The organism is Sulfuricaulis sp., from assembly GCF_040901545.1.
Classification (GTDB): domain Bacteria; phylum Pseudomonadota; class Gammaproteobacteria; order Acidiferrobacterales; family Sulfurifustaceae; genus Sulfuricaulis.
This window is the reverse complement of record NZ_JBBDYL010000038.1, coordinates 104183-119289: the sequence shown is the minus strand read 5'-3', so window position 1 is coordinate 119289 and position 15107 is coordinate 104183. Positions and strand designations below refer to the sequence as shown.

Genomic DNA, 15107 nt, shown 5'->3' with positions numbered 1-15107 from the left:
ATCGCTGACATGCTTCAAACATAAGAACATGTGCGGCACATGTCAAGCGCGAACGTAACTTATTGATCGTGGGGGTCACGATATCAGGATACCAGTACTTCCGAACCTGCCCGACCACCACGCCAAAATCTCAAGCTTTCCTTGCGGGCGTATGGCCGGGTAGGACTTGTTCTCCGGCTTCAACACGATCCGGCGCCGTTCGCGGTCCAGCCGCTTGAGCGTACCTCAGGGTCAGAGCACAGTTTTTCCTAATATTCGCCCGCTTCAGCTTCATTTGGCAACCGTGGGTGCCAGACACCAACGCTCCACAAAATCCGCCCGTCAATGGTAGTTGTAATATCTCAATATGAGATATAGACTTGTTGCGTGCACGTCATAACAAGAAAGCGACTAAGGGATTTCGCATCCCGGCACAAGGAGGCGGTGCAGCCGTTGGGCGTGTGGTACGCAATCATGTCCAGGACCGATTTCGGATCGTTTGCCGAGCTCAAGCGAGTGTTCCGATCGGTGGACAAGGTCGGCAAATTCACGGTCTTCGACATTGGCGGCAACAAGTTCAGATTGATTGCGGAAATTCATTACAACCGCAAGAAGGTTTATATCCGGCACGTGCTGACGCACGTTGAGTATGACAGCGACAAGTGGAAGGAGTAATTATGCAGGTCCATCAGTTTGATCAGGTTATTCGCGATTACCGCCGGCTGCGCACCCTGGTGCCGCTGGGCACGCTGCACACCAAGAAGGACTATGCGCGCGCGGTTGAAATGCTGGATGCGATCCTCGATGAAATCGGAGAGGACGAGAAACATCCGATGGCGGAACTCGCCGATGCCATCGGCGTTTTCATCGAGAAGTACGAGGCCGAGCACGTGCCGATTCCCACCGCCAAGCCGGCGGCCGTGCTGAAGTTTCTGATGCGTGAGCATGACTTGCGACAATCGGACTTGCCGGAGATCGGCAGTCAGGGCGTTGTGTCCGAGGTATTAACCGGCAAGCGCGAATTGAACGCACGGCAAATCAAGCGACTCGCAAAGCGTTTCAATGTCTCGCCAGCGGTGTTCGTCTAGCCTCAATAGCCCCTAAACCCGCCCCAACCAACTCCGCCCTCGGGAATGGCTTGCTTCCCGCGTAGCATCGCAGGGGATCGTGAACATGAACCGCTATTTATCGGCATCGTTCTGCTTCAGGTGGGAGGAGCGGCCTGAATGAACCGATGGGCTCAGGGACGATCAAACCGACCCGAATGCCAGAAGTGTCGAGAAGACCAGGAATGGCGGTGACAAAAACCGAAGACAGCACGCTCCGCCTCGACAAATGGCTTTGGGCGGCGAGGTTTTTCAAGACCCGGGCCCTGGCCGCTGCCGCGGTGGCGGGCGGCAAGGTCAAATTGAATGGCGAGCGGGTGAAGGCGGCCAAGGCCCTTCGCCCGAATGATGCCTTGAACATCCATATCGGCCCCTATGAATATGCCGTGCGGGTGCGGGCCTTGTCCGCCCGGCGCGGCCCGGCGACGCAAGCCGCGTTGCTTTATGAAGAAAGCGAATCGAGCCAAGCGGCGCGGAACGAATTGGCGGCCCGGCTTGCCGCCGAAAGACGTCTTGTCACCCCTCCAAAAGGGCGCCCCGGCAAAAAGGAACGGCGCCGGATTATCCAGTTCAAGAAAACCAGGATCGGCTGAAAGGGCGGCAGGAGCAGTACCTGAGAAGAATGACACTTAGAGCGCCCAACAAAATGAGAATCTCTCGGCTTTTGTAGCGCCGTTCCTGGTTCGACAAGCCTGTTCTGAGCCCTTCGTGCTTCGACAAGCTCAGCACGAACGGTGAGTTGAAGCCTTGCGGTGAGCGAGCTCTTGTAGGGCGCGTACCACGCGCCATTCGGCGCCGATTCGAACGGCGGGTCGGCGCGCGATGTGCGCCCTACATTTTTTAATGCGGACAGCGCTGTTGGGGAATTATCACGATGGACGAATCCACACTCGAACGCTTCCGGGCGCGGTTGTTGCAGATGCGCGCTGAACTGCTGACCACGGACGACACGGCGCGGGACGCGGCCCGGCCGGTGACGCTCGACCAGTCGAGCGTGGGACGGGTGTCGCGCATGGATGCCATGCAGGTGCAGGCCATGGCCGTAGCCGCGCAGCAGCGGCGCGCGCTTCAGATGCGCGGCATTGAAACGGCGCTGGCGCGCATCGACGCCGGGGAGTTCGGCGTCTGCCAGTCCTGCGGGGAAGACATCGATCCGCGGCGGCTGGAATTCGACCCCACCGCGGCCCTGTGCATCGCCTGCGCCAGCGCGCGCGAGAAGCGCTGATCTGGCCGGCGGGTTCGGGGATTGAAAGGAGCCAGGCTCGATTTTCCGAACCACCCCAACCAACTCGCTTCCCGCCCACGCCTCGCGCCGCTACGGTGAGAATAAAAGCGTTGGAGTGGTTTACAATGATCGCTCCAACTTTCTTTGCTTCTAATCTAACGAATGGCGCATGACGATTTACAGGTTTCCACGAGCCGGGTGGTATGCCGGTAACCGCTAACACCACCGTGAAGAAAACAAATACGAAATTGAGCCGGTGACAGGAACGATCTTCGCCGGCATGACAACCTTGAAACAAGCCGAAAGCCGGGATGCCGTTAAGTAAAGCCTTGTTCGAATACCGGTTGCGGAAGAGTGCGCGTGCGCGGCATGTGCGACTGCGCATAACGTCACGGAGCGGCTTGGAGGTGGTCGTGCCCCGGGGCTACAACCCGGCACGAATACCCGGCATGTTGGAACAGAAGCAGGCATGGATACGCGCCGCGCTGGAGCGCGCCGAGGCCGATCGCAAGCCGAGCGGACCTGAGGCTGTCTGGAAACCGCCGGACGATATCGAGCTTCCGGCGCTTGACCAAGTGTGGCAAGTCACCGCGCGGGAAGCGGACGCGCCTTGGGCGGCGGTGCGTGAAATCGGCCCGGGCCGGCTGTTGATTCACGGTCGTTTCACGGATGAACACGCCAGCCGCGCCGCACTCGCGCGCTGGCTCGTACGCCAGGCCTACGCACACCTGGTGCCGCGTCTCGAGGAATTGAGCAGGCAACTTGGCCTTGCGTTCCGGCATGTCTACATCAAACGTCAACGCACCCGCTGGGGGAGTTGCTCGCGCCACAGGGCGATCACCCTGAACGCCAAGCTTTTGTTTCTTGCTCCCGCGCTGGTTCGTTACGTGATGGTTCATGAACTCTGCCACTTGGCGGAAATGAATCACTCGCCACGATTCTGGTCGTTGGTGCAGAAAAACCACGCCGATTTTCGCACCCACGACAGGGAGCTGCGGAAAGGTTGGAAAAGCGTGCCGCGCTGGGCCTGCTGACTGGCGAAAGGGCCGGCGCTTTCATGTCACGTTTACGCGCTGCCCGAACCGCCTCCCGGAAGCAACGCAAGCAGCGCCGGCGTCGTTCCCGCCTCGCGTTCCTTTGGCCGGGCGCGCGGCTGCGCCGGCGCGCGCTTCGGGCTCTGTTGGCCGCGCCGCTGCCGGTACAGCTCATCATCGTCGCCGCCGTCGCCCTGGCGCTCTGGTCTGCTACCAACTGGACGTACCAGGTTGTGCGCAAGCCGGCCGAACTGTTCTTTCCCGTGAGCGATGCGCTCTCCAAAACGCCGTTCGAGACGTGGCGGCAGTACGCGCCGATCTTCCGCGCGCACGCCACCGCCGTCATCACGCCCGATCTCCTGGCCGCGCTCGCCCAGGTCGAAGGCTCGGGCAACCCGGTGGCCCGGACGTATTGGCGGTGGCGCCTGACATGGGATCTCTTCGAGCTGTACCGGCCGGCGTCGAGCGCGGTCGGCATGTATCAGATCACCGATGCGACGTTCGCCGAGGCGAAGCGCTACTGCATTCATGACCACGCCGTGGTCGAGGACGGGCCCTGGCACGCGTTGAGATCGTGCTGGTTCAACAGCCTCTACACGCGGGTGGTGCCGAGCCACGCCGCCGAGCTGACGTCCGCCTTTCTGGATCGCCGCATCGCGGGCACGCTGGAGCGCAACCGGATCGCCGGCGCCACGCTCCGGCAGAAGCAAGACCTGGCCGCCGTGATCCACTTGTGCGGTGCCGGGGCGGGCGACGCCTACGCCCGGCGCGGCTTGCGGCTGACCGACGGCCAGCGCTGCGGCGATCACGACGTCCGCGGCTATCTCGCGCGGGTCGACGCGATGAGGCGCGTGTTCGCCCGGCTGGCGGCCACGGCGCGGCCGGAGGAGTAATGTTCAGAGCGCTTCGCTCAGCCAGTTCCCGCCGAGCTTGATGGATTTCTGGATCAACGCCTCGGTTTTGCCGAGGAAATCGTGCTCGTTCTTTCCTCGCTCAAGCACGGCGATGCCGAGCGAGAGCGTGACCGTAATCGGTTGCGGCGCTGTCTCGGTTGCCAGCGAGATCGGCAGGCTCTGGACCTGGGTCTTGATGCGGCCGGCCAGGTGGCGCGCGGCGTCAAGATCGCAGTCCGGCAGAAACGCGAAGATGCGACGATTCTTGTCGATGGCCAGAATGTTGGTGGGGCGCGTTTGATCTTGCATCCAGTGGCCGATGGCTTCGAGCACGCGCAGGCTCGGTCCGATGCCGTGTTGCTTCACGATCTCGTCGAGCTTGTCGACGGCGAAAGCGGCGACGGCGAGCGTTTTGTCGCCGAGCCGGTAGCGGCCCAGAAGACGCGGGAACATCTCATCCAGCCAGCGTTGATTGCGCAGCAACGTAAGTTCGTCAATGTATCCGGGTCGCGCGGCGGCGCCCGTGCGCGCGCCGACGTGCAGGCAATCGTCACCGCGCAGGTAGCTGGCCAGCAGCGCGGCGTAGTTGCGCGCGAAGGCATGGGACCGTTTGGCGAGCTCGTCGATGGCCGCGATGTCCACCACCAGGAGGCGGGAGACTTCCGTGGCGATCGCGGAATGATCCAGGGGTTGCATGGCGAGCGCCGAGCGCAGACCGGTCGAGTGGCCGACGTCGGCGACGGCCATCGGCCGCTTGTCGCCGGTTTGGGCGTAGAGACGCAACTGGCCCTCGAGCACGAAGAAGATCTTGGTATTGAGCCGCCCGGGCGCGAACAGAACATGACCGGGCAAGGCATGTATCAACTGGCAGCGCGCCGCACACACGGCGAGATCCTGATCGCCGACACCCTGAAACAGTTCGAGCGTGCCGAGGTCTTGCGGGTTTGCCGCTTCCGTGCGGGTCGTTGCAGGCGCCTGGGATGCTCCCTGCCGAAACGCCTCTTCGACGGCGAAGTCGAGATCGATATCCGACAGCTCGACGACCTCGATGCCGTCCACGGAGACGCTTCCGCTTGCAGGAAAAGAAGATTTAGTCACTAGTTTCCTTGCGCTGTTCCCGGCCCAATACATTAATAAACATAGGCGACGCGGCCGGATTAGCCAGTGTCGATTAAAGCGGCTCGATTTTCCGGCGCGGAAAGCGGGACGGCGGGATTAAGAAATAAGCGGTTTTAAAACTGAACCGGCAATCAAAAGCACCGGACGCGACTATAAATTCAACTGATACTTCGTCCCCGCGACTTCGATGATGTCGCCGCTCTCGAGCAACAGTCCGCCGGCCTGCACGGGCCGGTCGTTGAGACGCGGTTCGCCGGGCCCGGCTTGCGCGTGCAGCACGTAGCCCTCGGCGGTGCGGTAAATCCGGGCCGGGTTCTTGCCGGGGTTGTCGAGCACGGTTTCCTCCTTCACGAGCGGCACGCTTTTGCCCTTGTCCCGGCCTTCCACGGCGATGAGCTGCGCGTGCGCGGTGATGATCCTGGTATTTTCCTGCGAAGTCACCGATGCGGAGCGGGCTGCCGGGCGGTTGCCGGATGCCGGTTTGTCCAGCTCGATAACATCGCGATAGCGCAGCTCGTATTCGCCGATGATGATGGTATCGCCGTGGCGCAACTCATGGCGCTCGATGCGTTCGATATCGATGAACGTGCCGTTGGTGCTGCCGAGATCTTCGATCGTCGATTTTCGGCCGACGGTCTTGATCACGGCGTGCTGTTTGCTGACCGACTTGTCGTCTTTCAGCTCGATGTCGCAGGCGGGATCGCGCCCGATCGTCATCTCGCCCAGTTTCAGGTCCACTTCGCCGACCTGGTTGCCCTGGGTTTTGATCGTCAATTTGCCCATATCTGGCTGATCTTTCGCTCCGATCGATACACATTTATCCGGATATTCCGCTTCGAGCGTATAGAATACAAAACGTGGCAAATTTGTGCACCAGCCTGATTAGTTCCGCCCACGGCCGCTTGCAGCTTGCGCGCGATCGCGAGTGTATCGTGGACAAATATTAAGGGGATGCCTCAGAGGGATTTAAAGAATAACCAGTAACTGTGCGTTCCTCGATCCATGACACTACTCATCTTAGGATTGATCGTGTTTCTGGCGGCGCACTCGGTGCGCATTTACGCGGAGACGTGGCGCGGCGCGGTGATGGCGCGCATCGGACCTAATGCCTGGAAGGGGCTCTATTCGCTGGTCTCGCTCTTGGGGTTTGTGCTGATTGTCTGGGGGTATGGCCGGGCGCGCGTGGGCGCGGCTGAGTTATGGAGTTCACCTTCCTGGCTGCATAACCCCGCGTTGTTGCTCATGTTGTTGTCGTTCATTCTGTTTGCCGCGGTGTATGTGCCGCGCAACCGCATCAAGACCTCGATCGGGCATCCGATGGTCGCGAGCGTCGTGGTGTGGGCCTCGGCGCATTTGCTGACGAACGCGCGCGCGGCGGATTTGGTGCTGTTCGGGGCTTTTCTTGCCTGGTCCGCGATCGACTTCCGATCCTCCCGACGGCGGGACCGCTTGGCCGGAACCGGTGCGCCGGCCGGAACCTGGGCGAACGCCGCGGTGGCGGCGGTGATCGGTTTGGCCGTCTGGGTGTTGTTCCTGATCTACTTGCATTCCCGGTTGATCGGCGTGCCGGTCATCTGACCGGATCGGGCGGTGCCGCGAAGTAATCGCGCAGCTTCTCCATGCGGTTGAAGTGACTGCCTTTCCAGTACGCCTGCCCGCAGTCCTGGCAGCGCCGAAACCGGTGGTAATATTTTTTCGTCTTCGGTTCCAGTTGGGGCAGCACCGCTTCCTTGTCTACGTCCTCCAGTGCGCCGTTGCAGCGCAGGCAGCGGGTGAAGGGGCGCAGGGCGCGGTACAGGTCCAGGCGCGCGAGGATTTCTCTTACCTGTTCGCGGGGTTTGACGGCGCGCACGAAGTAGCCGTGGGTGATGATTTTGTGTTGCAGCAGGGCGCGGTCGCGCGTTAGCACGATACGCTTTTCCTGGCTTGCGATCCGCGCCACGTCCCGGTCGGTGAAGTCGTTGCGGTAAATCGCATCGAAGCCCAGCAGCCGCAGGTAGCGCGCCAGTTGACCGAGGTTGGCGTCGACGACGAAGCGGGGGTGGCGCAGGGGCTTGTCCCGCAGCCGGATCAAGGGGCTGACGTCCAGGCTCTCGAACACCGGATAGACGCTGAGGCGATCGTCCGCCTGGACGATATAGGAAAAATCCACCGACCGGCCGTTGACCAGGATCAGTTCCACTTCGGTGTGCGGCACGCCGCAGGATTCGATCAGGTCCTTGACCGAGGTGCGGCGCGTGAGCGCGTGGGTAAAAGCAGTCTTGCGCCGCTCCGGCGGCAGAAAGTCGTTCAGCTCCTCGTAGAAACGTAATTGCACCTGGGCCATGGACCGGATGCCTCCCGGCGGGGTGAGCCGGATCACAGTATAAAAGCGCACCGCAGGCCCAGTCATGGCGCTGAAATAAAATTAAAGGAGCTGGGAGGTATTGTGGCAAAAACCTTGCCCGTGTCGGTGGTGGAACCACAGGGCCCGCAGGATAATACCGGCGGCATGCGTGAAATAAACGGTTCCTACGGCGAAGGCGGCGGGCAGCTTCTGCGCACGGCGTGCGCGCTTGCCGCCATCACCGGCGCGCCGGTACGGTTGCGCGACATCCGCGCGCGGCGCGTGCCGCCGGGCCTCGCGCCCCAGCATCTCACGGCGGTCAAGGCCGTCGCGGCTCTGTGCGACGCCCAGGTCGAGGGACTGGAGTTGCGATCACCGGAGCTGGTCTTTCGCCCGGGTAAATTGCATGGCGGGGAATTCCGCTTCGACGTGGGGACCGCCGGCAGCGTCACGCTGGTGTTGCAGGCGCTGCTGCCGGCGGCGCTCGCCTGCGGCGCGCCGGTGCGCATTCACCTGAGCGGGGGCACCGACGTCCGCGCCGCGCCGCCGCTGGATTACCTGCGCTTCGTGCTGCTGCCCTTGCTGGCGCGCATGGGCGCGGAAGTGGAGTTCACGCTCCAGCGGCGCGGCTACTATCCGCGCGGCGGCGGCGAGGTGACGGTGGTGCTGCGGGCAGGCCGCCTGAATGGTCTGCGCCTCGAAATGCCGGGAGCGGTGCAGGAAATTCGCGGTATCGCGCATGTGTCCAATTTGCCGGCGCATATTGTCGAGCGCATGCGGCAGACGGCGGCGCGGATGCTCGCCGATACCGCCCATGCCGAAATCGAGCAACAGGTACTGGGCCGGGATCAGGCGTTCGGGCAGGGTGGGGCCATCGTGCTGTGGGCGCGCACGGCGCACGCGCTGCTCGGCGGCGCGGAGGTGGCGCAACGCGGCGTGCCGGCGGAGCGCATCGCCGGGACCGCGGCGCAGGCACTGCGCGATGAACTCGCCGCCGGCGCGACGCTCGATCTCCACGCCTGCGACCAGATGCTGATTTATTGCGCGCTGGCGCAAACCCCGTCGTGTTTCCTGGCGCGCACGCTCTCGTCGCATGCGCAGACCACGCTCTGGTTGTTGCCGCAGTTTTTGCCGTTGCGCGTGAGCACCCGGCCGGTGGGTGGCTGTATCCGGGTGGACGTGGCGCCTGGCTGACTGTATGAAAAAAATAGGCTGCGCTGTACCGCATGACCGTTCGGCGCCGGAATAAAACCTCCGGACTGATTAATCAAAAAATGCAGGGCGCGCCCTGCGCACCGATCGATAAAATGGTGCGTGGGACTTGCAGCCCGGGGCGCAACAAAACCCGTTGCACCCGTTCGGCGGCGTGAACACACGTTAAGTGTGTTCACGAAAACCCCGCCTCACCCTACATCGAATTATTCAGACCTTCCTTAGGCGGTACCATGATCAATAACCCACCCTGCATTTCGGCTTAAGTAAGCGCCATTCGGGTCAGAGAGGAATTTTTCCTGATATTCCCGGCTGATGATATTTCGGTAATCCATTAAGAGCCAGGCTTGATTTTCCAAAACCCACCCCAACCAACTCCACCCCGGATGCTTCCGGCCGTTGAGCTTGAGGCCCACGGGCCGGGTTTCCGACTCCTTTCCCCCCACGCTTCGCATCACCGCATCCGCTTTTGAAATTATCGGTTATCCGGTACCCGTCAGTCTTTGCCAAAGCTCGCGCGGTGAGAGCATCGGCATTCCTTCGATCTTGCTGAGATTTAATAGCCCCTTGTCGCCTGTAACGAAAACATCGGCCTTGGCGTAGAGGGCGCAGGCGATAATCGGAACGTCATCGGCATCGGAAACCGATACGCCTAGTGGAGCAGTTGCCGCGGGCGCTTGTTCGAATTCGCGCAGTTTCCTGTCGAGTTCATGCCACAGATCTGTCGGCACACGAAATTTGGTTGTCAGCACTCGGCGCAGTTCCTCGCGTACCGGCTCACCGAGCAGAACCTCATGCCCGATCAGGGCGCGATCCAACAGGTCACGGCACAGTCCATGACCCATCAACGCACTGGCCAATACATTGGTGTCGAAGAAGATCCTCAAGAGATATTCCGGAAGAAATCCTCATCAGTCAGATAGCCCGCCGCTTCCGCGTAGGGCCGAAGCTTGTCGCGGATTCTGTCCAGTTCGCGTACAAGTATGTGCCGACGCAGCAGTTCGCGCGCAACCTCGCTTTTTGTCTTGTGTTGCGCTTTGGCGAGCCGGTTGAGTTCGCGCTCCAGTTTGTCGTCAAGACGTATCGTTAAGGTGCCCATCGGGTTTCTCCAGTATCCGCTCATTGTAAGACATTGTAACACACAAACCGTAGGTTGCCCTTAAATCGGACGACGATAGCAGAAAGCCAAGTTCCGCTCCCGGATGCTTCCGGCCGTTGAGCTTGAGGCCCACGGGCCAGGCTTCCATCTTTACTACCGGCACGCCCGCCCGCAGGGGTAAAGTGGTGGCGTCAGACCATGCCATGGAAACCCCATGTTCCATGCGGCGCTCCGGTTACCTGAGACTAGCCAAACTATTGGAGGGACACGTAATGAGAATAAACACATTTATAAAACCATCCCTCTCAGTAAACATTTTGGCGACCGTCGTAGCCGGATTGCTGGCATTGCCGCTGATGGCCCCGAAGTACCTCGAGGCGGCAACGCCGGGCAAGAAGACGGCCGAGTCCAAGAACATGAGCTTGGTCGGGCTTCACGATCTGCAGGCGCGCAGCGCCTATCAGCCCGTCATTCAGGAACAGGACGGGAGATGGATCGCTTATGTCGGTCACCACAGCGGCAGTGCGCCGAATACGCTGCTGCCGGGAGCGCCCCGGCAAACCAACGGGGTCTCGATCGTCGATGTAACGGTTCCGGCGAAGCCGGTTTATTTACACCACATACCGGGTGCCGGGGGCGCGCAGATGGTGCAGACCTGCCGCGGGGCGGAGCTCCCGCGCGGCGATGCCGCGAAAACGTACCTGCTGCGCAGCAATGGCAATGTGGATCATCAGATCTACGATGTCACCAATCCCCGCGCGCCGGTGTTCGTCACCACCGTGATCGCCGGCGGCCATGCCACGCACAAGAACTGGTGGGATTGCAACAGTGGCATCGCCTACATCAACTACGACGGCCGACAGCTGGGATGGAAGACAAGCCGGCAAACCTGGGTCGTTGATCTCGGCGATCCGGCGCATCCCAAGGTAATCCGGGTGTTCGGATTGCCCGGTCAGGAGCCGAAAGGTTCCGCCGCCGTGGCGCCCGCGGGCGCGCATGAAGCCACTTTGTCTGCGGACGGGTCGCGGCTTTATATCGCCTACGGGACCAGCCACAACGGCGTGGTTCAGATCGTGGACGTGGCGAAGCTGCTGAACTGTCGCCCGAGTTGCCCGGACTCACCGACGGTGGGCGAACTGCTGTTCCCGCAAGTCGGCCGGTTTGACATGCCCGCGTTCTGGGGCGGGCATACGGCGGTGGCCATGATCGGCATGGACGTGCCGGAGCTGGCGAAATTCGGGCAGGGAACCCCGCGCGATTTTCTGGTCGTGGTCTCAGAATCCACATCCGATGAATGCGCGGAGCCCACGCAGCACCCGGTGTTCCTGGTGGAGATCACCGATGAGGCGCGCCCCATGCCGGTGGCCAACTACCAGATGGAGGAGTCGAGCGGGAATTTCTGCACGCGCGGTGGACGCTTCGGCGCGCACTCGATGAACTGGTCGCGCAACCCGGACTTCGACAAAAGGCTTATCGTCGCTTCGTGGTTCAATGCCGGAGTGCGCGCGATCGACGTGCGCAATCCGTTCCAGCCGCTGGAAGCCGGTTTTTTTATCCCGGCCGTCACCGCCAACACGGACACCCGCAATGGCAAGGTCGCCATCCAGACCAATAACGTTGAAATCGACAATCGCGGGTATATCTACCTCGCGGATCGGGCCAACACCGGGCTGCATATCGTCAGACTGACCGGGCCGGCCGCGCAGATCGTGCAGCGACCGTTAAAGCGGCCGAAGTGATTTTAAAAATACTCACCCACCAATTATCTCTACCGGTCCAATTAACTCCGCCTCTCCGGATGCATCAGGCTTGAGATTGGGATTATTGTATTTGTAAGCGCATTCGACGTCGCCAGGGCGAGGCGCTAAGAGGTAGAGATGTGCGTCTATGTGGATCAGCCAGCAAGCATCGATGTCAGCCGGCCATCCCTGATCAGCAAGGCCAATTCGGTATAACCACCGATGAACCGATCTCCGATAAAAATTTGTGGGACGGTTCGTTGCCCGGTCCTGGTTACCAGCTCGCGTTCGATATTCGACTGCGTCGTGAGATCGACTTCATGGAAGGCGAGTCCACGATCCTTCAGCAGACGTTTCGCAAGGCTGCAATAGCCACACGGCGTTCTGCTGTAAATGGTGATATCGCTCATGGCTGCCTCTCGCATTACCTGGGTTGCTTGCCGATCTCTCCCGAAGTACCGCCGGTTATCCGTTTAAAGTCGGGTGACCGGCGGAATACCGCTTCAGTTCTTCAGCGACTTCGGATCCTTGTCCTGGATCTCGGGCCACTTGGCATTGGCCTGTGACAAATGGCCCGGAATGTCTGACAGCCACTTCTTCTGCACGTCCTTGTTGAGGTTCAGGTACAACTTGCCATCGACGATCCGCCATGCCTGCGGGTCCACGTCGAGCTTGAGGCCCATCGCCGTGCCCATGGCGCAGAAACCGCCGAACTGCGGAACGTAGCGACGCGGGTCCTGCTGGAAGGCATCGCGGTTGGCGACCGATGCAAAGCGATAGATCACGCCGTCGTGCGCGACCGTGATGCCAGCCTTCCCGCGTGTTGGCGCGCCCGCTTTGAAGTAGGCGATCGGGTCGTATCCGTGCAGGGCTACGTCGTTGGCATCGGCATTTTTATCGATTGGCGCCGCGCCGGCACTGGCGCTGACAATCAACAGGGCTGTAAGCAACAATCCGGACATCTGATATTTCGGTTTCAAGTGTCACCTCGATTCAATGGACTGGTTAGGGTTGATATAACGTGTACCCGCGTCGCAACTTACGCCGCGTCGTTCCAGCGCTCGGGCTCGAAAGTGGCGTCGAGCGGAGTGTCGGTTATGTGGTTCATGTAGTTCGAGAGCGTTTTGAGCGCGATTCCGGTAATCACCTCGAGCACCGCCCGTTGGTCAAAACCGGCGGCGTAAAACGCGGTCACCGCGGCCGGCGCGGGACGTCCGCGGGTTTCCACCATTTCGCGGGTGAAACGGGCCAGCGCGTTCAGGCGGGCGTCGGGCAAATCGCGGCGCGCACGGAGTGCATCGATGACCTTGCCGTCGGCCTTCACCAGATTACGGGCCACGAACGAATGCGCGGCGGCGCAGTAGTCGCAGCCGTTTACGATACTGGCGCTGATCAACACCACTTGCTGCTCGACCGGGCTCAGCGATGCCTGCTTGAACTGGTCGCTGAGCGCCAGATACCCGTACAGCGCCGCCGGCGCCTCCGCCAGATGGGCGTACAGATTTGGAATGAACCCCATGGTTTTTTCGAGTTTCTCAAACGCAGGCTTGGCTGCGGCCGGCGCCGTGGCCGAGGTATGAAGTGGAAATTTCTGGTACGACATGGCTGTCTCCTTTCTATGAAAGTGAATGTTGAATTTAAAGTCCTGAAGTACATGGTCCTTCTGTGACCGAACGATACCGGGGAAATTCTGGACTGACGATATCGATCCGTCCTAATAACTTGTCTAATCGTCCAAATAGAGCTAGAAAGTGGATCGATGGGAATCCTCGATACCGTTTTCCGGGATATGGCTGTGACGGGCGGCGTCTTTGCCCGCTGCGCCTATCATGGCGACTGGCAGATGGCGCTCGAAGCCCGGGGCGGACAGATGCTGTTTCATGTCATCAAGGACGGCGGGACCGAATTCGAGTTGCTACCGGAGCACCGCAGGCAGCGAGTCTCACTGGCCACCGGAGACATCGTCGTGCTGCCCTATGGCGATGCGCACCGGCTCTGGCGTGGCGAGTCCCAGCCCGTTATCCCCAAGGCGCTGGCCGTGCCTGACCTCAATCGTTTCACCAATCTCGACGACAAAAAGTCAGGCGATCCCACGGTCTTTCTCTGTGGGTATTACCAGCTGGATCAGCTCCGGTCGCACCCCTTGCTGCGTCGCCTGCCGCGCGTGATGCATATCCGCGCCGGGCATGACGCTGGTCAAATGGCCAGTATCATCGCCCTCATCGATCGTGAAGCACACACGAGCACCGATGGATCACAAACGATCATGAACCGCCTCACCGAGCCGTTGCTGATTTATCTCCTGCGGGCATGGACACAACAACAGCAAACGCCCGTGGGCCTGCTCGCCGCATTCGCCGATCCCGTGGTCAGTCGCGCGCTCGCCGCCATGCACAGCAAGCCCGAGCACCGCTGGACGGTGGCGATTCTGGGACGCGAGGCGCGGGCCTCGCGCGCCAAGTTCGCCAAGCGTTTTCAGGACCTGCTCGGTTATGGTCCCATCGAGTATCTCAAGCAACTTCGCATGACCCGCGCCATGGAACTGTTGCGCGATACCCGAATGCCACTCGCCCGGATCGCCGAGCAGAGCGGATACGAGTCCGCCGCCGCGTTTTCCAAGGCGTTCAAGAAACACACCGGTCTCTCACCACAGCAATATCAGCGTGGTCAACTCATCGCCAAGCGCTAGAAGTTTGCAGTTGCTATCGCTTTTGAGATTGCCGGAGTCGGATTACCGCTTTCATTAATAAATATTCGAGTAAACCGCATCAACTGAAGTGTAAGGCGATTTAAAAAAATCACTCCGCTGTTTTAAACCGGATCTGCCAACTCCCCCACCGGATGCTTAAGGCTATTGACCTTGAGGCTGATGGGCAGTGCCGCCATCCCCCTTTCCCGTCACGTCGGGGGCGCCGCGCCCGCCGTCCGTTCTCGCCGCCGACCTTGCCTATCAGGGGGTGACGGAAGAATGAAATACTCATATTTTTCGCACACTTAGCATGTGTCCATGCCATCCCCGGCAGGTTGTTAATGACGCATGGCGTAATCGAATTACCGCGTCTTTACGCGCTGCCGTTTTGAGCGCACAGTATTGCCGCGCAGGGAGGCTGGATTGGTATCCTTGCTATATATCAGTTCTAACCACAACATTTATTTAGGAGCATTAGCATGAAGAAGTTATTGACGGGTCTTATGGCGCTTACCTTTATTGCCGGACTGGGATTGAGCACCACCAGCTTCGCCGCCAAGCACATGGCCGAAGCCATTGCCAAGGCATGTAAGGACAAGAAGCCCGGAGACATGGTGAAGGTCGACGGCAAAGAAATGAAGTGCCCGGAGCCGAAGAAGTAATCAGGGTGAAAAATAAATAGAAAT

20 protein-coding genes are annotated in these 15107 nt (G+C 60.6%); 11 read left to right on the top strand and 9 right to left on the bottom strand.

Going from position 1 to position 15107, the window contains the following annotated elements; genetic code table 11:
* The first annotated feature begins 366 nt into the window (after nucleotides 1-366).
* From WD823_RS06970 to WD823_RS06945, 6 genes are all read left to right on the top strand, one after another.
* Complete coding sequence (locus WD823_RS06970) at nucleotides 367-654, top strand: type II toxin-antitoxin system HigB family toxin (protein ID WP_368428762.1); 288 nt, start codon at nucleotides 367-369, stop codon at nucleotides 652-654.
* Nucleotides 655-656: 2 nt separating this feature from the next.
* Nucleotides 657-1067 carry a type II toxin-antitoxin system HigA family antitoxin gene (locus tag WD823_RS06965; RefSeq protein ID WP_368428761.1) on the top strand — a complete coding sequence of 137 codons (411 nt, stop codon included), beginning with the start codon at nucleotides 657-659 and terminating at the stop codon, nucleotides 1065-1067.
* Nucleotides 1068-1270: 203 nt separating this feature from the next.
* On the top strand, nucleotides 1271-1678 hold the full coding sequence (locus WD823_RS06960; RefSeq protein WP_368428760.1) for an RNA-binding S4 domain-containing protein: 408 nt from the start codon (nucleotides 1271-1273) through the stop codon (nucleotides 1676-1678).
* A gap of 281 nt (nucleotides 1679-1959) precedes the next feature.
* The gene (locus WD823_RS06955) at nucleotides 1960-2310 is read left to right on the top strand and encodes a TraR/DksA family transcriptional regulator (RefSeq protein WP_368428759.1); all 351 of its coding nucleotides are present in this window, start codon (nucleotides 1960-1962) and stop codon (nucleotides 2308-2310) included.
* 311 nt (nucleotides 2311-2621) lie between these two features.
* The gene (locus tag WD823_RS06950) at nucleotides 2622-3344 is read left to right on the top strand and encodes a M48 family metallopeptidase (RefSeq protein WP_368428758.1); all 723 of its coding nucleotides are present in this window, start codon (nucleotides 2622-2624) and stop codon (nucleotides 3342-3344) included.
* A complete protein-coding gene (locus WD823_RS06945) occupies nucleotides 3314-4237 on the top strand; it encodes a lytic transglycosylase domain-containing protein (protein WP_368428757.1) in 924 nt (307 codons plus the stop codon). The genes WD823_RS06950 and WD823_RS06945 overlap by 31 nt, the downstream gene beginning before the upstream one ends.
* Nucleotides 4238-4240: 3 nt before the next feature.
* Here the strand turns inward: WD823_RS06945 and WD823_RS06940 are convergent, their stop codons facing one another.
* Both WD823_RS06940 and WD823_RS06935 read right to left on the bottom strand, forming a co-directional pair.
* Nucleotides 4241-5335, bottom strand: a complete 1095-nt coding sequence (locus tag WD823_RS06940) for a diguanylate cyclase (RefSeq protein ID WP_368428756.1) — start codon at nucleotides 5333-5335, stop codon at nucleotides 4241-4243.
* Nucleotides 5336-5506: 171 nt separating this feature from the next.
* Nucleotides 5507-6130, bottom strand: a complete 624-nt coding sequence (locus WD823_RS06935) for an FHA domain-containing protein (RefSeq protein WP_368428755.1) — start codon at nucleotides 6128-6130, stop codon at nucleotides 5507-5509.
* Nucleotides 6131-6358: 228 nt separating this feature from the next.
* Between WD823_RS06935 and WD823_RS06930 the strand changes: the two genes are divergently transcribed.
* Nucleotides 6359-6934, top strand: coding sequence for an NnrU family protein (locus WD823_RS06930; protein ID WP_368428754.1), 576 nt, complete (start codon nucleotides 6359-6361; stop codon nucleotides 6932-6934).
* On the opposite strand, the gene WD823_RS06925 is transcribed toward WD823_RS06930, so the two are convergent.
* Nucleotides 6927-7682 (bottom strand): Mut7-C RNAse domain-containing protein, encoded by a 756-nt coding sequence (locus tag WD823_RS06925; RefSeq protein ID WP_368428753.1) that lies wholly within the window; start codon nucleotides 7680-7682, stop codon nucleotides 6927-6929. The genes WD823_RS06930 and WD823_RS06925 overlap by 8 nt on opposite strands.
* On the opposite strand from WD823_RS06925, the gene rtcA reads away from it, so the two are divergent.
* On the top strand, nucleotides 7668-8876 hold the full coding sequence (gene rtcA / locus WD823_RS06920; protein WP_368428752.1) for an RNA 3'-terminal phosphate cyclase: 1209 nt from the start codon (nucleotides 7668-7670) through the stop codon (nucleotides 8874-8876). The two genes, WD823_RS06925 and rtcA, sit on opposite strands and share 15 nt — an antisense overlap.
* 239 nt (nucleotides 8877-9115) lie before the next feature.
* On the opposite strand, the gene WD823_RS06915 is transcribed toward rtcA, so the two are convergent.
* The 3 genes from WD823_RS06915 to WD823_RS06905 form a co-directional block, all read right to left on the bottom strand.
* On the bottom strand, nucleotides 9116-9310 hold the full coding sequence (locus WD823_RS06915) for a hypothetical protein (RefSeq protein WP_368428751.1): 195 nt from the start codon (nucleotides 9308-9310) through the stop codon (nucleotides 9116-9118).
* A gap of 66 nt (nucleotides 9311-9376) precedes the next feature.
* Nucleotides 9377-9781, bottom strand: coding sequence for a putative toxin-antitoxin system toxin component, PIN family (locus WD823_RS06910; RefSeq protein WP_368428750.1), 405 nt, complete (start codon nucleotides 9779-9781; stop codon nucleotides 9377-9379).
* Nucleotides 9778-9993 carry a ribbon-helix-helix protein, CopG family gene (locus tag WD823_RS06905; RefSeq protein WP_368428749.1) on the bottom strand — a complete coding sequence of 72 codons (216 nt, stop codon included), beginning with the start codon at nucleotides 9991-9993 and terminating at the stop codon, nucleotides 9778-9780. Before WD823_RS06905 ends, WD823_RS06910 begins: the two co-directional genes overlap by 4 nt.
* A gap of 272 nt (nucleotides 9994-10265) precedes the next feature.
* On the opposite strand from WD823_RS06905, the gene WD823_RS06900 reads away from it, so the two are divergent.
* A complete protein-coding gene (locus WD823_RS06900) occupies nucleotides 10266-11732 on the top strand; it encodes an LVIVD repeat-containing protein (protein WP_368428748.1) in 1467 nt (488 codons plus the stop codon).
* A 155-nt stretch (nucleotides 11733-11887) separates the two neighbouring features.
* Here the strand turns inward: WD823_RS06900 and WD823_RS06895 are convergent, their stop codons facing one another.
* The 3 genes from WD823_RS06895 to WD823_RS06885 form a co-directional block, all read right to left on the bottom strand.
* Nucleotides 11888-12142 (bottom strand): glutaredoxin domain-containing protein, encoded by a 255-nt coding sequence (locus WD823_RS06895; RefSeq protein ID WP_368428747.1) that lies wholly within the window; start codon nucleotides 12140-12142, stop codon nucleotides 11888-11890.
* Nucleotides 12143-12235: 93 nt separating this feature from the next.
* Complete coding sequence (locus tag WD823_RS06890) at nucleotides 12236-12712, bottom strand: YHS domain-containing (seleno)protein (RefSeq protein ID WP_368428746.1); 477 nt, start codon at nucleotides 12710-12712, stop codon at nucleotides 12236-12238.
* Nucleotides 12713-12771: 59 nt separating this feature from the next.
* Nucleotides 12772-13335, bottom strand: a complete 564-nt coding sequence (locus WD823_RS06885) for a carboxymuconolactone decarboxylase family protein (protein WP_368428745.1) — start codon at nucleotides 13333-13335, stop codon at nucleotides 12772-12774.
* A gap of 156 nt (nucleotides 13336-13491) precedes the next feature.
* Between WD823_RS06885 and WD823_RS06880 the strand changes: the two genes are divergently transcribed.
* Both WD823_RS06880 and WD823_RS06875 read left to right on the top strand, forming a co-directional pair.
* Nucleotides 13492-14421, top strand: a complete 930-nt coding sequence (locus WD823_RS06880; RefSeq protein ID WP_368428744.1) for a cupin domain-containing protein — start codon at nucleotides 13492-13494, stop codon at nucleotides 14419-14421.
* Between the two features lie 479 nt (nucleotides 14422-14900).
* The gene (locus WD823_RS06875; protein WP_368428743.1) at nucleotides 14901-15083 is read left to right on the top strand and encodes a hypothetical protein; all 183 of its coding nucleotides are present in this window, start codon (nucleotides 14901-14903) and stop codon (nucleotides 15081-15083) included.
* The last annotated feature ends 24 nt before the right edge of the window (nucleotides 15084-15107 follow it).

What these genes read in the sequence shown, in the direction of transcription:
- WD823_RS06965 (WP_368428761.1), top strand. Translation starts at nt 657, where the DNA reads ATGCAGGTCCATCAGTTTGATCAGGTTATTCGCGATTACCGCCGGCTG.
- WD823_RS06960 (WP_368428760.1), top strand. Translation starts at nt 1,271, where the DNA reads ATGGCGGTGACAAAAACCGAAGACAGCACGCTCCGCCTCGACAAATGG.
- WD823_RS06955 (WP_368428759.1), top strand. Translation starts at nt 1,960, where the DNA reads ATGGACGAATCCACACTCGAACGCTTCCGGGCGCGGTTGTTGCAGATG.
- WD823_RS06950 (WP_368428758.1), top strand. Translation starts at nt 2,622, where the DNA reads ATGCCGTTAAGTAAAGCCTTGTTCGAATACCGGTTGCGGAAGAGTGCG.
- WD823_RS06930 (WP_368428754.1), top strand. Translation starts at nt 6,359, where the DNA reads ATGACACTACTCATCTTAGGATTGATCGTGTTTCTGGCGGCGCACTCG.
- WD823_RS06925 (WP_368428753.1), bottom strand. Translation starts at nt 7,682, where the DNA reads ATGGCCCAGGTGCAATTACGTTTCTACGAGGAGCTGAACGACTTTCTG.
- WD823_RS06905 (WP_368428749.1), bottom strand. Translation starts at nt 9,993, where the DNA reads ATGGGCACCTTAACGATACGTCTTGACGACAAACTGGAGCGCGAACTC.
- WD823_RS06900 (WP_368428748.1), top strand. Translation starts at nt 10,266, where the DNA reads ATGAGAATAAACACATTTATAAAACCATCCCTCTCAGTAAACATTTTG.
- WD823_RS06895 (WP_368428747.1), bottom strand. Translation starts at nt 12,142, where the DNA reads ATGAGCGATATCACCATTTACAGCAGAACGCCGTGTGGCTATTGCAGC.
- WD823_RS06885 (WP_368428745.1), bottom strand. Translation starts at nt 13,335, where the DNA reads ATGTCGTACCAGAAATTTCCACTTCATACCTCGGCCACGGCGCCGGCC.
- WD823_RS06880 (WP_368428744.1), top strand. Translation starts at nt 13,492, where the DNA reads ATGGGAATCCTCGATACCGTTTTCCGGGATATGGCTGTGACGGGCGGC.
- WD823_RS06875 (WP_368428743.1), top strand. Translation starts at nt 14,901, where the DNA reads ATGAAGAAGTTATTGACGGGTCTTATGGCGCTTACCTTTATTGCCGGA.